Genomic DNA, 12,752 nt, shown 5'->3' with positions numbered 1-12,752 from the left:
CCGCAGCAACCTCATAGACGGCTGCCTCACCGAAACAGGACTGACGATCAACCCCTGATCGTCGCAGACGACATCACGAGTTCATCCGCAGTAGCTACTGAGGCTGAACTCGTGGTGTCGTAGGGGGTGACGACTTGTCGGTGGCTGCGGTATCACCGAAGTCATGCGGTATCCACAAGGGGGCGGGCTGACCGTCGAACGGCAGCAGTTCCGCGAGGAGTTACGGCTCAAGGCGGCCGAGCGGTTCGCCTTGGGCGAGGGCAGTTCAGCGATCGCCAGAGATCTGCGAGTCAGTGTCCGCTCGGTCCAGCGATGGCGTCACGCGTGGGCCGAGGGTGGCCCACGATCCTTGCGATCGCAGGGGCCGGCGTCGCTGCCGAGGCTGAGCGAGAAGCAGTTCACGCAGCTTGAGGCGGAGCTGGCCAAGGGGCCGGCGGCGCATGGCTGGGAGGACCAGCGTTGGACTCTCAGCCGGGTCAAGACAGTGATCGGGCGACGCTTCCACCTGACGTACACGATCCAGGGCGTGCGGAAGCTGTTGGTACGCAACGGCTGGTCCTGCCAGGTACCGGCCCGCAGAGCGATGGAGCGGGACGACGACGCGGTCGCGGGGTGGGTCAAGGAGGTGTGGCCCTGCGCGGAAGGCTCGCGGCGGCCCGTGGAGCCTGGCTCGTCTTCGAGGACGAAGCCGGATTCTCCATGACGCCGCCGCACGCAAAGACCTGGTCGCCACGCGGCCGGACCCCGGTAGTACGGGTCCGCGGACGTTCCCGCAGACGCATATCCATCGCCGCCCTGACCTGCTACAAACCCGGCCACCGTTCTCGGCTGATCTACCGGCCCCGCCGCGACGACGGCAACCGTGACGGGCGCAAGAGCTTCTCCTGGCGCGACTACCGCGACCTGCTGATCGCCGCCCACCAGCAGCTCGGCGGCCCGATCGTGCTGGTCTGGGACAACCTCAACGTCCACAAGGCCGCCGGACTGAGGGAGTTCGCCGAAGCCCGGGACTGGCTGACCATCTACTACCTGCCGCCCTACGCACCCGACCTCAACCCCGTCGAAGGGATCTGGTCGCTTCTACGGCGCGGGTGGCTCTCCAACGTCGCTTTCAGCACCCCAGAACACCTTGTCCAGACCGTCCGGCGCGGCCTGCGGCACATCCAGTTCCGCAGCCACCTCATAGACGGCTGCCTCACCGAGACCGGCCTGACCATCAGACCCACCTGATCAGCAACACGACATCCCGAGTTCAACCTCAGTAGATCATTCATTCATTGATGGTTGCGAGCGGGAAAGCGGTCAGACGACGACTACAGGACGAACGAACCGATGCCGTTCTCTGTCCGGATACGGCCCCGGCCCCGTAGGTCACTCAGAGCCTTCCTTGCGGTCACCTGAGCCACGCTGAACTCACCACACAGGGCGAGGATGCCAGGCAGCTTGGACCCTGGCGGATAGGTCCCATCGCTGATGCGGGACTCAATCACGGCCACCATCTGCACCCACTTGGCGCGGGTGGGATCAAGCTCTGTCATAGGTCAACAGTGCGTGCTGTGATCATCTACGGCGAGGGATAGCGAGCTATAGCAAGGTGCGTAGCCTCGGAGTCCAGGACTACCGAGGGGAGACAGGCAATGCAGCTACAGAGGATGCCGGCCGATGGCAGCGGCAAGACAGCCTTCTGTCAGCCGGGTGGAGTGGTGGCAGCGATCGCCTCTGCCGCAGAGGAGAAGGTCTTGGAGGTAGCCACGGAGGATGTGGCCAGAGCGCGTGCCCTGGCAGTGGACAAGGATGTCACCCGGGCGGAGTTGATCTCTGCTCTGCTCTTCCTGTCTCACTCCTGTCAGGCTGTCATCGACGTCGCAGGGTGCCGGTTGGAGCGAGTGGAGCAGCAGTTGACAGAATGAAACAATGATGGTAAGGAAACTGCCTCCATGCTGAGCCCCTGGTGGTGACTGCCAGGGGCTCTTTCATGTCCAGTTCTACGGACAGTCATCATCGCTGGTCAGAGAACTATTTGTAGAAAGCGCCTCTCGACTCCCTCGACGCGCCGTACGACGAGACCTGGTGGATCAAGCGGAAGATGCAGCGGGAGGGGGGTATCGGCGCTACCGCCGGTCCTGGCGCTGCGCAAGGAGGCGGAGGACGTGCGCGAGGCCGTGTCCGGGGCGCGGACGGAGGCGGACGTGCGGCGCATGCTGGCCGAGGTCAACGAGAAGATCCGGGCAGCTGTTCGACGGCCGCCGCCGGGGCCCCTGCTGAACCTCAAGCCGTTCGACATCGACGCCATGGTCGAGGAGTGGCGCTCGGCCCGCCGCTCGTCGTAGCCGCGGACCGGGGGCTCGGAGGCAACGGCCCCGCGACCGGGCACGTCCCGGACACGCAATCGGATGCGTAATACTCCCTCTATGGGATCGAGCATGACGCGCACGGGTGCCGGTGCGCGTCGCGAGGGCGTACGGATCAGACGCGCGACCGCACAGGACGCCCGGCGCCTCACCCGGCTGGTCAGGACCTCCCGCGCCTACGAGGGCCATTACGCCGCCATGGTCGCCGGATACCGGGTGGGGCCCGACTACATCGAGACCCACCAGGTCTTCGCGGCCGTCGAGTCCGGCACCGAGCGGCTCCTCGGCTTCTACGCGTTGATCCTCGACCCGCCGGAACTCGACCTCATGTTCGTCGCCGACGACGCACAGGGTGTCGGCATCGGGCGGCTGCTCGTCGCGCATCTGCGCGAGGAGGCGCGGCGCACCGGCCTGACCGGCGTCCGAATCGTCTCGCATCCGCCCGCCGAAGGCTTCTACCGGAGTGTGGGCGCCCGGCGCACCGGCACCCTCGCCGCCAACCCTCCCGCTGTGATGTGGGACCGTCCGGAACTGGTGCTGCCGGTCATCTGAACCGACGGGAGAAGGGTGCGGCCGGAATCCGCGCACTCGGATTCCGGCCGAACCCCCTTTCCCTTACGCCGTGTTATGAGGGGAAGCCCCCGTACGGACGCGTGATGATCTCCATGGCGTGACCGGCGGGATCGAGGAAGTACACGCCTCGGCCGCCGTCGTTGTGGTTGATCTCGCCCGGATGCTTGCGATGCGGGTCCGCGTAGTAGGTGAGCCCGAGTTCCTTGATGCGGGCGTACGCCCTGTCGAACTCCGGTTCCGAGACGAGGAAGGCGTAATGCTGCAGGGTGATCGACGCTTCGGGAACGGTCGCGAAGTCCAGGGTGACGCCGTTCGCGGTGGCGACCGGGACGAACGGGCCCCATTCCGTGCCGACTTCCAGGCCCAGTATGTCCGCGAGGAACTCGGCGGACACCCGGTTGTCCCGGGCGGAAATGATGGTGTGATTCAACTCGACTGACACTGTGGAATGCCTCCAACAGGCATCTCACGGGCACCTCCACGCCTCACCCGGCCGGTGACCGGCGCGCGATGCCGTACTCAAGATCCTAGATGCGTCCGGACGGGTCGTCGAGGGCACGGCGTGATCGCCGTCAGGTCTACGGTGGTTGAGGAGGAACAGGCGATGCACTGTGCGCATCGGGACGGAGGCTCACGGTGACATCGACATCCCACGACCCCGGCGGCCGGGACCGCGACACGGGCCGTGACGAGACGCCCGAGGAACGGGCGGACCGGCGGTGGGGGGAACTGCTCCAGGAACTGCGGGTCGCCCAGACGGGCGTCCAGATCCTGTTCGGCTTCCTGCTCGCCGTCGTCTTCCAGCCGCGCTTCGCCGAGCTGTCGGACATCGACCGCACCATCTACGTGGTCACCGTGATGCTGGGCTCCGCCACAGCTGCCGCCCTGATCGGGCCCGTGTCGTACCACCGCCTGGTCGCAGGACGGCGGCTCAAGCCGCAGACGGTCGCCTGGGCGTCCCGGCTGACCGTGCTCGGACTGGTCCTGCTGCTGTGCACCATGTGCTCCACCCTGCTGCTGATCCTGCGGGTGGCCCTGCACAACTCCCTCGCCCTGTGGCTGGTCGCCGGCATGGCGCTGTGGTTCCTGATCTGCTGGTTCGTGATCCCCGCCCGGGCGGTGGCCCGCTCCTCGCGCGAACGCGAGAAATGACCGCTGTACGGGGCGGCCGGATCAGCCCGCATCACCCGCATCGGGGTCCCGGACGTCCGTGACCGTGAAGAGCCCGCCGTCCGGGTCCAGCAGGGTCGCCTCGGTGCCCTGCCCCAGCCGACGCTGTTCGACCAGGCTGCCGTTGTTCTGCCGTGCCGCCTCGACCGTGGCCGCCACATCGGCGACGGGGAAGTGGACCTGCCAGTGCGGACGGACCAGCGGATCGGGTGCCGCCTCCACTGCACCGGAGCTGATCCGGGCGAGCCGGCGCCCGTTGCAGTCGACGATGACCTCGTCCTTCTCGTACGACACCTCGCAGCATCCGGGGCGACCGCTCGCCCAATCGAGCACCCCGCCGTAGAAGATCGCCGCGTCGAAGGCGTTCCTCGTGTGCAGCCGCAGCCAGGCGTGCGAGTATCCGTCCGGCGCCGGGGGCGAGGTCGCGGGCTCGGTCCGCTCCCAGATGCCGAACACCGCACCGTCGAGATCGGCCGCCAGCGCCCCGCGCCCCTTGCCGAGTGCGAGCGGCCCCACCGCGACCGTGCCGCTGCGCTCACGGATGCGTGAGGCCGCCGCGTCGGCGTCGGGGACGGCGAAGTAGGGCGTCCAGGCAACGGCCACCCGGTAGGCGGTCGCCACCGCGCCGATGCCGGCGACCGGCACATCCCCGCGGCGTGCGACGGAGAACTCCTGCCCCAGCTTGCCCGGCCGGAAGTTCCAGCCCAGCACGGCGGCGTAGAACTGCTGCGCCGATTCCAGGTCGCGGGTCATGAGATTGACCCAGCAGGGCGCTGCGGATCCGGTCAGCGGTGCCGGCATCGACGCCGCCCCGGGATGGCTTCCGGTCATGGTCCCAACTGCCTTCATCGGTTCTGCGGCCTGCGTGTGCCGGTGGCCGTCGGAGCCTCACCAGCCTCACCGCGGGCGGTCCCTCCCGCAACACGCGGCGGCGCCGCGCACGCCGTTGCGGCGTGGTGCGGGGACCGAGCTCCCGGTCGCCGGGAGGTCAGTCGCGCTGCTCGTCGGTGTCGCGATGGATGGGCTGGTTCCCGCGGTCACCGAGCTCATAGGGGGACAGCCCCCGGCCGTTGGGCGGGAAGCTGTCGTCGACGTGGACATCGCGTTGCTCGACGTGGCTCCGGTGGTCCGGCCGCGGTGGCTGGTCCTCGGGCCGGGGCGGCGGCGGCTCCTGGGCCCGGCGCTTCTTGCCCAGCCAGAAGCCGCCGATCAGCATGGCCACCAGAGCCACTCCGATGATGCCCATCACCACGCCGACCGCGCCGCGCCCGTCGGCGAGGGTGAGGGCCAGTGAACTGAGGTCTCCGTTCGATACGTCCATGCCTCCCGGATACCCCGAGGGGCAGGCGTCAGTCGGTAATGACTACGAATTCATGTTTTAAGTGGATATGAAACTAAAAGTGTTTCGGTGGTGCCGGGTGCCCGGCGGGCCGGGCCCGGCGCCTCGGCCCGTCCGCCTGCCGGCGGCCTCGTGTCGCCGTCGCCCGGCAGCGGGGTGAGCCTGGAGAGGATCCTGAATTCGCGGGAGGGAAGCGATGGGAGTACCGAATCCGCTCAGCCGGTGGCCGGTCTACCGGCAGTTGACCGGCGGTGATCCGCTGGGCAGAGGGCGTGCCGCGATGTCGCCCGCGACAGCCCTTCGCCGGCCCCGTACCGCCACGTCCGACCGCGTGGTGCAGTCCGTCCGCCCGTACTGCGCGGTGGGCTGCGGTCAGCAGGTGTACGTCGAGGACGACCGGGTCGTACGGATCGAGGGTGATCCCGATTCGCCGATCAGCCGCGGGCGGCTCTGGCCCAAGGGATCCGCGAGCCTCCAGCTCACCACGGGACCGTCCCGCCACCACCAGGTGCTGGGGCCGGGGGAGGGCCGGTGCGCTGCTGCGTTCCGCCCGCGTCCCGACCGCCGCCGGTGCCGTGGGCGCGGCGCTCCTCGGCGGCCACGGCCGCTCCGCCGCCGGGCTCGCGCTGCTCGCGGGTTCGGCCTGCACACGCTTCGGGATCCTCGCCGCGGGCATCGCCTCCGCCGAGGACCCCGTCTACACCGTCGGCCCCCAGCGCGGGGGCGCACCACACAACGCCGAACGGAAGGAGCCGCGGTGAACACCATCAAGGAGAGGAAGCCGGAGGAGAGCCTGCACGGACAGGAGGTCACGGTCGTCATCAGCGGGTGCGACACGGGCGACGCGCGGATGGTTTTCGACGCGCTGCGGGCCGCTTTCACCACCGACCGGGCCTCTGTCGACGTACCGAGGAAGCTCGCGGAGAGGCGCCCCACGGCATGGGTGGCGACCGTCGACGTCACCGAGGAGAGAGTGATCTCGGGACCGGTCGCACTCGGCGCACCGGTGAAGATCGATGTGCAGGGCGGCTACTGGGCGGTCGAACGGCTCCGGCGGAGCCTGGCGCACGCCTTCGACGTACGCGTCGTCGGGACGGTTTCCGGAGACCAGGAGGAAGAGGTACGCCTCCGCCTGGAAAGCCACCGGAGCCACCGCGACAGCGGGAGCCGATAGGCGGGCGGGCCACCGCCCGGCGAGGGAGCAATGAAGCGGGAAGGCAGGGCACGTCTGGTAGAAAACGGAAAAAAGGCCACCTCTGAAAGGTGCGAGTGAGTGGACCCCTCTCGTGGGCGGGACGACGGTGCGCGACAGCCGGGAGCAACCGGTGAACGCTCCACCCTGACCCTGCACATCAACGGAACCGAGCAGACCCTGACGCTCGATCACTGCACCACGGTCCTGGACGCCCTGCGCGAACACCTCGACCTCACCGGCGCGAAGAAGGGCTGCGACCACGGACAGTGCGGGGCGTGCACCGTCATCGTCGACGGGCGGCGCGCCAACAGCTGCCTGCTGCTCGCCGTCGCCCACGACGGCGCCCGCATCACCACCGTCGAGGGCCTTGCCGATGGAGACCGGCTCCACCCCGTCCAGGAAGCCTTCCTGGACCGCGACGCCCTGCAGTGCGGCTACTGCACACCCGGCCAGATCTGCTCGGCCGTCGGCGTGCTCGGCGAGGCGGCGGACGGCTTCCCGTCCCATGTCACCGCACGCAGCGCGCCCGTATCGGCCCCGGTGCCGCTCGACGCCCCCGAGATCCGCGAGCGGATGAGCGGCAACCTGTGCCGCTGCGGCGCCTACCCCCGTATCGTCGAGGCGATCGAGGACGTGGCGCCATGAAACCCTTCTCCTACCTGCGCGCCCGGTCCGCCGAGGAAGCGGTCCGCGAGAGCAGCGCCCATCCCGGCGCCGGATTCCTCGGCGGCGGCACCAACCTCGTCGACCTGATGAAGCTCGGGGTGGAAACCCCCGAGCTGCTCATCGACATCAGCCGACTGCCCCTGGACCGGGTGGCCGACACCGACGACGGCGGGCTGCGCATCGGCGCGACCGTACGCAACAGCGACCTGGCCGCCCATCCCGCGGTGCGCACCCGCTACCCCGCCTTGTCGCAGGCCCTGCTGTCCGGCGCCTCCGGGCAGCTCCGCAACACCGCCACGACCGGCGGCAACCTGCTGCAGCGCACCCGCTGCCCGTACTTCCAGGACACATCCAAACCGTGCAACAAGCGGGAACCCGGCACCGGCTGCCCCGCCCGCGAAGGCGTCCACCGTGACCTCGCCGTACTCGGCCACTCAGAGCACTGCGTCGCCACCCATCCGTCCGACATGGCTGTCGCCCTGTCCGCCCTCGACGCCGGCGTCCACCTGCACGGGGCGGACGGCGAACGGACCGTACCCGCCGCAGAATTCCACCGCCTTCCGGGCGACACCCCTCACCGGGACACCGAGATCAGGGTGGGAGAACTCATCACCGAGGTGGTCCTCCCACCGCGCCCCGACGGCGCTGGATCCCTCTACCGCAAGGCCCGCGACCGCGCCTCGTTCGCCTTCGCCCTCGCATCCGTCGCCGCGGTACTGAGCGTCCGCGACGGCCGGATCGAGCATGCGGCGCTGGCCTTCGGAGGACTCGCCCACCGGCCCTGGCGCGCACACACCGCGGAGGACGTGCTCCGGGGCGCACCGGCCACCGACGAGACCTTCGCCCGCGCCGTGGACGCCGAACTCGCCGCGGCCCGGCCCCTGCGCGACAACGCGTTCAAAGTGGGCCTCGCCCGCAGCCTGGCCGTCGATGCGCTGGCCGAACTCGCCGCCGACAGCTGAGCAATCGCAGATACGCCGACCAGCAGACGTGAGGACCCGTCATGAGCCAGGCCCCTCCACCCCTGGGCACCCCCGTCGTCCGCCGCGAGGGCCGGGACAAGGTCACGGGCACCGCCCGCTACGCCGCCGAGCACACCCCGCCGGGCTGTCTGTACGGCTGGCCCGTCCCCGCCACCATCGCCCGCGGCCGCGTCAGCGCCATCCACGCCGACAAGGCGCTGGCCCTGCCGGGCGTGCGCGCCGTCCTCACCCACGACAACGCCCCGAGGCTGAAGCAGCCCGACGACCCGATTCTTGCCGTCCTCCAGGACGACCGGGTCCCGCACCGGGGCTGGCACATCGCGCTCGTGGTGGCCGACACGCTCGACCGGGCCCGCGCCGGGGCCGAGGCGCTGCGGATCTCCTACGAGCCCACCGGGCACGACGTCCTGCTCACCGAGGACCACCCCGGCCTGTACACCCCGAAGGTCGTCAACGGCGACTACCCCACCGTCCGCGAACGCGGCGACGCCGAACGGGCCTTTGCCACCGCACCTGTACAGGTCGACGTCACCTACACTCTCGGCGCGCTGCACAACCACCCCATGGAGCCGCACGCCTCCACCGCGCAGTGGACGGACGACGGCAGGCTGACCGTCCACGACGCCAGTCAGGGCTCCACGAAGGTCCGCGACAGCCTCGCCATCGCGTTCGGACTCCGCCCGCAGCAGGTCACCGTGGTCTCCGAACACGTCGGCGGCGGCTTCGGCTCCAAGGGCACGCCGCGCCCGCAGGCCGTCCTCGCCGCCATGGCCGCACGCCACACCGGGCACCCCGTCAAGATCGCCCTGCCCCGCCGCCAGATGGCCGCCGTGGTCGGTCACCGCGCACCCACCGTGCAGCACGTCCGGCTCGGCGCCGAACTCGACGGCACCCTCACCTCGATCACCCACGAGGTCGTCACCCAGACCTCCACCGTCAAGGAATTCGTCGAGCAGGCAGCCGTACCGACCCGGGTCATGTACGGATCCGACCACAGCCGTACCGCCCATTGGGTGACCGCCCTGGACGTGCCGAGCCCCTCCTGGATGCGCGCACCGGGCGAGGCCCCCGGCCTGTACGCGCTGGAATCCGCCATGGACGAACTCGCCGCGGCCCTCGGCATGGACCCCGTCGAACTGCGGCTGCGCAACGACCCGGTGACCGAACCCGACTCCGGCCGCCCGTTCAGCAGCCGCGGCCTCGCGGCCTGCCTGGAGAAGGGCGTCGCACGCTTCGGCTGGTACGACCGCGATGCCCGCCCCGCGGTCCGCGAAGAGGGGCCGCTGCTGCTCGGTACGGGCGTCGCCGCCGCCACGTACCCCGTGTACATCCTGGCCTCCAGTGCCTCGGCGCACGCGGCACCCGACGGCTCGTACCTCATCCGGGTCAACGCCACCGACATCGGCACCGGCGCCCGCACCGTACTCGCGCAGATCGCCGCCTCCGTGCTGGAGACCCCGATCGAGAACGTCCGGATCGACATCGGCAACAGTGAACTGCCCGACGCTCCGCTGGCCGGCGGCTCCTCGGGCACGGCCTCCTGGGGCTGGTCCGTGCACAAGGCGTCCACGGACCTCCTGCGGCAACTGCGCGAGCGAACCGGCCCCCTGCCCGCCGGGGGACTGACCGCCTTCGCGGACACCGAACAGGAGACGTCGGCGGAATCCCCTTACGCCCGGCACGCGTTCGGAGCGCACTTCGCCGAGGTCGCCGTCGACTCCCGCACCGGAGAAGTGCGGGTGCGGCGGATGCTCGGCGTCTTCGCCGCCGGGCGCATCCTCAACCCCCGTACCGCACGCTCCCAGTTCACCGGCGGAATGACCATGGGGATCGGCATGGCCCTGACCGAGTCCAGCACCATGGACCCCGCCTTCGGCGACTTCACCGAGAGCGATCTGGCCTCCTACCACGTGCCGGTCTGCGCCGACGTACCGGACATCGAGGTGGACTGGATCGACGAGGTCGACCCGCATCTCAACCCGATGGGCAGCAAGGGCATCGGCGAGATCGGCATCGTCGGCGCCGCGGCGGCTGTCGGCAACGCGGTGCGGCACGCCACCGGCGTCCGGTTGCGCAGCCTCCCGATCACCCCGGACACATTGCTGCCGTATCTGCTGTGACCTGGGCGGATCCTCTCCGTACGGCCGGTCCGCCGTCCCTTGTGTTGCGCAACCGGCTCTGCCGAGTCACCCTGTGGAGTGACCCAGAATTGTCGTTTGCTCACTCTTCGTATTCGGGGGGTCGTTGGTTCAATGAGGCGAAGTCAGTGGGCCTCGATGTGAGGAGCCTCGACGATGACCGTTCAACTCGACCGGCACTACTCGGTCGAACTCCAGGTTTCGGCAGAGCGTGTGTGCCAGCTGCGGCGAATAGTCGCAGCGCACCTACGCCACTGGAGTCTCGAACTCCACATCCGGCCGGTGTGCCGGGGTGTGGAGGAACTGCTGACCAACGTCCACCGGCATGTCGGTGACAACAACTGTGTCGTCGAACTCCGCTGGTCAGGGCGGCATCTCACGGTTTCCGTGGCCGACAACGGTGCCGAGATGCCGCGGTTGCTCAGCACCGGTGGCGGCGGTCTCAGCCGCGTCATGGCGCTGAGCGACAGCTGGGGCACCTGCCGTACCGCCGAGGGCAAGGTCGTCTGGTTCACCCGGTACGCGAAGGAGCCGCGCCCCGTCGAGCCGGTGCCGACGGCGCCGCTGCCCGGTGTGCTGGAGTTCCGCCGGCCGCCGGCCGCCGTCCCGGAGCCCGTTCCCGAAACGACGGTGGCGTCCGACACCGCCCCCGCTCTCGTCTGAGGCGGGTCACCCACCTTCTCGTACCCGCTGAGCGCTTCACCCTCCCGGCGCGGACGGCGTGCACACCGCACGCACGGTCCGCGCCGGTGGGGTATCCGCCCGGCGGGGTCCGCGTTGCGGCACGGCGCACGGCGCGGCACGGTCGAAGTACCGAGGCAAGGAGAGCAGAGCCATGCCCATCGCGACGGTCAACCCCGCGAACGGCGAGACCCTCAGGACGTTCGACGCGCTCGCGGAGACCGAGATCGAGCAGAAGCTCGATGCCGCCGTGAGCGCGTTCCGGCAGTACCGCGCCACCGGATTCGGCGAACGGGCCCACCTGCTGAACGCCGCCGCGGGCCACCTCGAAGAGGACCAGCAGGACATCGCGCGCACCATGACCACCGAGATGGGCAAACCCGTCAAGGCGGCCCGCGCGGAGGCCGCCAAATGCGTGAAGGCGATGCGCTGGTACGCGGCCCATGCGGAGGAACTCCTCGCGGACGAGCACCCGTCGGCGGCCGATGTGCGGGACTCCGGCGCGTCCCGGGCGTATGTCCACTACCGCCCGCTGGGCGCAGTCCTCGCCGTGATGCCGTGGAACTTCCCGCTCTGGCAGGTCGTCCGGTTCGCCGCACCCGCGCTGATGGCCGGGAACGTGGGCCTGCTCAAGCACGCGTCCAACGTCCCGCAGACGGCGATGTACCTGGAGGGCCTGTTCCGCCGGGCCGGATATCCGGCGGGATGCTTCCAGATCCTGCTGGTGGGATCCGGAGCGGTCGAGTCGATCCTGCGCGACCGCCGGGTCGCCGCCGCCACCCTCACCGGCAGCGAACCGGCCGGGCGCTCGGTCGCGTCCATCGCCGGCGACGAGGTGAAGCACACCGTCATGGAACTGGGCGGCAGCGACCCGTACCTCGTCCTGCCGTCGGCGGACGTCGCCAGGGCCGCCCGTACGGCCGTGACCGCCCGGGTGCAGAACAACGGGCAGTCCTGCATCGCCGCCAAACGGTTCATCGTGCACACGGAGGTGTACGACGAGTTCGCCGAGCGGTTCACCGTGGGCATGCGCGATCTGACCGTCGGCGACCCGCTCCAGGAAGCCACCGATGTCGGCCCCCTCTCCAGCGAACAGGGCCGCGCCGATCTGGAGGAGCTGGTGGACGACGCGGTACGGCAGGGGGCGCGGGTGCTGTGCGGCGGCGGCAGGCCCGACGGCCTGGGCCCGGAGCTGGAGCGCGGCTGGTTCTACGCCCCCACCGTCCTCACCGGGATCACGCCCGCCATGCGCATCCACCGCGAGGAGACCTTCGGCCCCGTCGCCACGCTCTACCGCGTCGAAGGGCTCGACGAAGCCCTGGAACTCGCCAACGACAGTCCCTTCGGCCTCAGCTCCAACGTCTGGACCCGTGACGCGGAGGAGGCCGGCCGCTGCGTGCGCGATCTGGAGGCGGGCGGTGTCTTCTTCAACGGCATGACGGCGTCCCACCCCGCACTGCCCTTCGGTGGAGTGAAGCGCTCCGGCTACGGACGGGAACTCGCCGGACACGGCATCCGTGAGTTCTGCAACGCGACCACGGTCTGGTACGGCCCCTAGGAGCAGATCTTGGCCGGGCTCCAGACGCCCGGCACGCACATCTGCGGCGTCACGCGGGGGTCGCGTGCCCCGGCACCGGGCCCGGAGCGGGCTGACAC

Annotated in this window: 15 protein-coding genes and 2 pseudogenes; 13 read left to right on the top strand and 4 right to left on the bottom strand. The window is 69.9% G+C overall.

Annotation, left to right across the window (positions count from 1 at the left end):
• Window positions 1-163 precede the first annotated feature (163 nt).
• Entirely contained in the window at window positions 164-703 is a 540-nt protein-coding gene (locus tag ACFU8Q_RS32070; RefSeq protein ID WP_384460744.1) for a winged helix-turn-helix domain-containing protein, read from the top strand.
• Window positions 700-1,230 carry a transposase gene (locus tag ACFU8Q_RS32065; protein WP_384460754.1) on the top strand — a complete coding sequence of 177 codons (531 nt, stop codon included), beginning with the start codon at window positions 700-702 and terminating at the stop codon, window positions 1,228-1,230. Before ACFU8Q_RS32070 ends, ACFU8Q_RS32065 begins: the two co-directional genes overlap by 4 nt.
• 83 nt (window positions 1,231-1,313) lie before the next feature.
• Here ACFU8Q_RS32065 and ACFU8Q_RS32060 read toward each other — a convergent pair whose 3' ends face one another.
• A complete protein-coding gene (locus ACFU8Q_RS32060) occupies window positions 1,314-1,499 on the bottom strand; it encodes a GntR family transcriptional regulator (RefSeq protein WP_384460751.1) in 186 nt (61 codons plus the stop codon).
• A 533-nt stretch (window positions 1,500-2,032) separates the two neighbouring features.
• Here ACFU8Q_RS32060 and ACFU8Q_RS32055 point away from each other — a divergent pair.
• Together ACFU8Q_RS32055 and ACFU8Q_RS32050 are read left to right on the top strand one after the other, a co-directional pair.
• Window positions 2,033-2,330: pseudogene (locus ACFU8Q_RS32055) on the top strand (DnaJ family domain-containing protein); the annotation flags it as partial.
• Window positions 2,331-2,423: 93 nt separating this feature from the next.
• Window positions 2,424-2,903 carry a GNAT family N-acetyltransferase gene (locus ACFU8Q_RS32050; RefSeq protein WP_384460741.1) on the top strand — a complete coding sequence of 160 codons (480 nt, stop codon included), beginning with the start codon at window positions 2,424-2,426 and terminating at the stop codon, window positions 2,901-2,903.
• Window positions 2,904-2,976: 73 nt separating this feature from the next.
• On the opposite strand, the gene ACFU8Q_RS32045 is transcribed toward ACFU8Q_RS32050, so the two are convergent.
• Window positions 2,977-3,366 (bottom strand): VOC family protein, encoded by a 390-nt coding sequence (locus ACFU8Q_RS32045; RefSeq protein ID WP_384460738.1) that lies wholly within the window; start codon window positions 3,364-3,366, stop codon window positions 2,977-2,979.
• Between the two features lie 194 nt (window positions 3,367-3,560).
• On the opposite strand from ACFU8Q_RS32045, the gene ACFU8Q_RS32040 reads away from it, so the two are divergent.
• Window positions 3,561-4,076, top strand: a complete 516-nt coding sequence (locus ACFU8Q_RS32040; protein ID WP_384460735.1) for a DUF6328 family protein — start codon at window positions 3,561-3,563, stop codon at window positions 4,074-4,076.
• Between the two features lie 21 nt (window positions 4,077-4,097).
• Here ACFU8Q_RS32040 and ACFU8Q_RS32035 read toward each other — a convergent pair whose 3' ends face one another.
• On the bottom strand, window positions 4,098-4,925 hold the full coding sequence (locus tag ACFU8Q_RS32035) for a VOC family protein (protein ID WP_384460732.1): 828 nt from the start codon (window positions 4,923-4,925) through the stop codon (window positions 4,098-4,100).
• A 157-nt stretch (window positions 4,926-5,082) separates the two neighbouring features.
• Window positions 5,083-5,415 (bottom strand): DUF6479 family protein, encoded by a 333-nt coding sequence (locus ACFU8Q_RS32030; RefSeq protein WP_384460729.1) that lies wholly within the window; start codon window positions 5,413-5,415, stop codon window positions 5,083-5,085.
• Between the two features lie 214 nt (window positions 5,416-5,629).
• Here ACFU8Q_RS32030 and ACFU8Q_RS32025 point away from each other — a divergent pair.
• From ACFU8Q_RS32025 to ACFU8Q_RS31990, 8 genes and pseudogenes are all read left to right on the top strand, one after another.
• Window positions 5,630-5,947, top strand: a pseudogene (locus ACFU8Q_RS32025) (hypothetical protein); the annotation flags it as partial.
• 61 nt (window positions 5,948-6,008) lie between these two features.
• Window positions 6,009-6,194 (top strand): hypothetical protein, encoded by a 186-nt coding sequence (locus tag ACFU8Q_RS32020; protein ID WP_384460757.1) that lies wholly within the window; start codon window positions 6,009-6,011, stop codon window positions 6,192-6,194.
• The gene (locus ACFU8Q_RS32015) at window positions 6,191-6,607 is read left to right on the top strand and encodes a hypothetical protein (protein WP_384460747.1); all 417 of its coding nucleotides are present in this window, start codon (window positions 6,191-6,193) and stop codon (window positions 6,605-6,607) included. Before ACFU8Q_RS32020 ends, ACFU8Q_RS32015 begins: the two co-directional genes overlap by 4 nt.
• 99 nt (window positions 6,608-6,706) lie before the next feature.
• A complete protein-coding gene (locus tag ACFU8Q_RS32010) occupies window positions 6,707-7,273 on the top strand; it encodes a 2Fe-2S iron-sulfur cluster-binding protein (RefSeq protein ID WP_384460726.1) in 567 nt (188 codons plus the stop codon).
• Window positions 7,270-8,256 (top strand): FAD binding domain-containing protein, encoded by a 987-nt coding sequence (locus ACFU8Q_RS32005; RefSeq protein WP_384460723.1) that lies wholly within the window; start codon window positions 7,270-7,272, stop codon window positions 8,254-8,256. The genes ACFU8Q_RS32010 and ACFU8Q_RS32005 overlap by 4 nt, the downstream gene beginning before the upstream one ends.
• Before the next feature lie 41 nt (window positions 8,257-8,297).
• Window positions 8,298-10,397: a xanthine dehydrogenase family protein molybdopterin-binding subunit gene (locus tag ACFU8Q_RS32000; protein ID WP_384460721.1), complete on the top strand. Its 2,100-nt coding sequence runs from the start codon at window positions 8,298-8,300 to the stop codon at window positions 10,395-10,397.
• Window positions 10,398-10,571: 174 nt separating this feature from the next.
• Entirely contained in the window at window positions 10,572-11,078 is a 507-nt protein-coding gene (locus ACFU8Q_RS31995) for an ATP-binding protein (protein ID WP_384460718.1), read from the top strand.
• Window positions 11,079-11,250: 172 nt separating this feature from the next.
• A complete protein-coding gene (locus tag ACFU8Q_RS31990; RefSeq protein WP_384460715.1) occupies window positions 11,251-12,654 on the top strand; it encodes an NADP-dependent succinic semialdehyde dehydrogenase in 1,404 nt (467 codons plus the stop codon).
• Window positions 12,655-12,752 lie beyond the last annotated feature (98 nt).

The sequence above is a fragment of the Streptomyces sp. NPDC057543 genome, assembly GCF_042801895.1.
Classification (GTDB): domain Bacteria; phylum Actinomycetota; class Actinomycetes; order Streptomycetales; family Streptomycetaceae; genus Streptomyces.
This window is presented reverse-complemented; position numbering and strand designations above follow the sequence as displayed.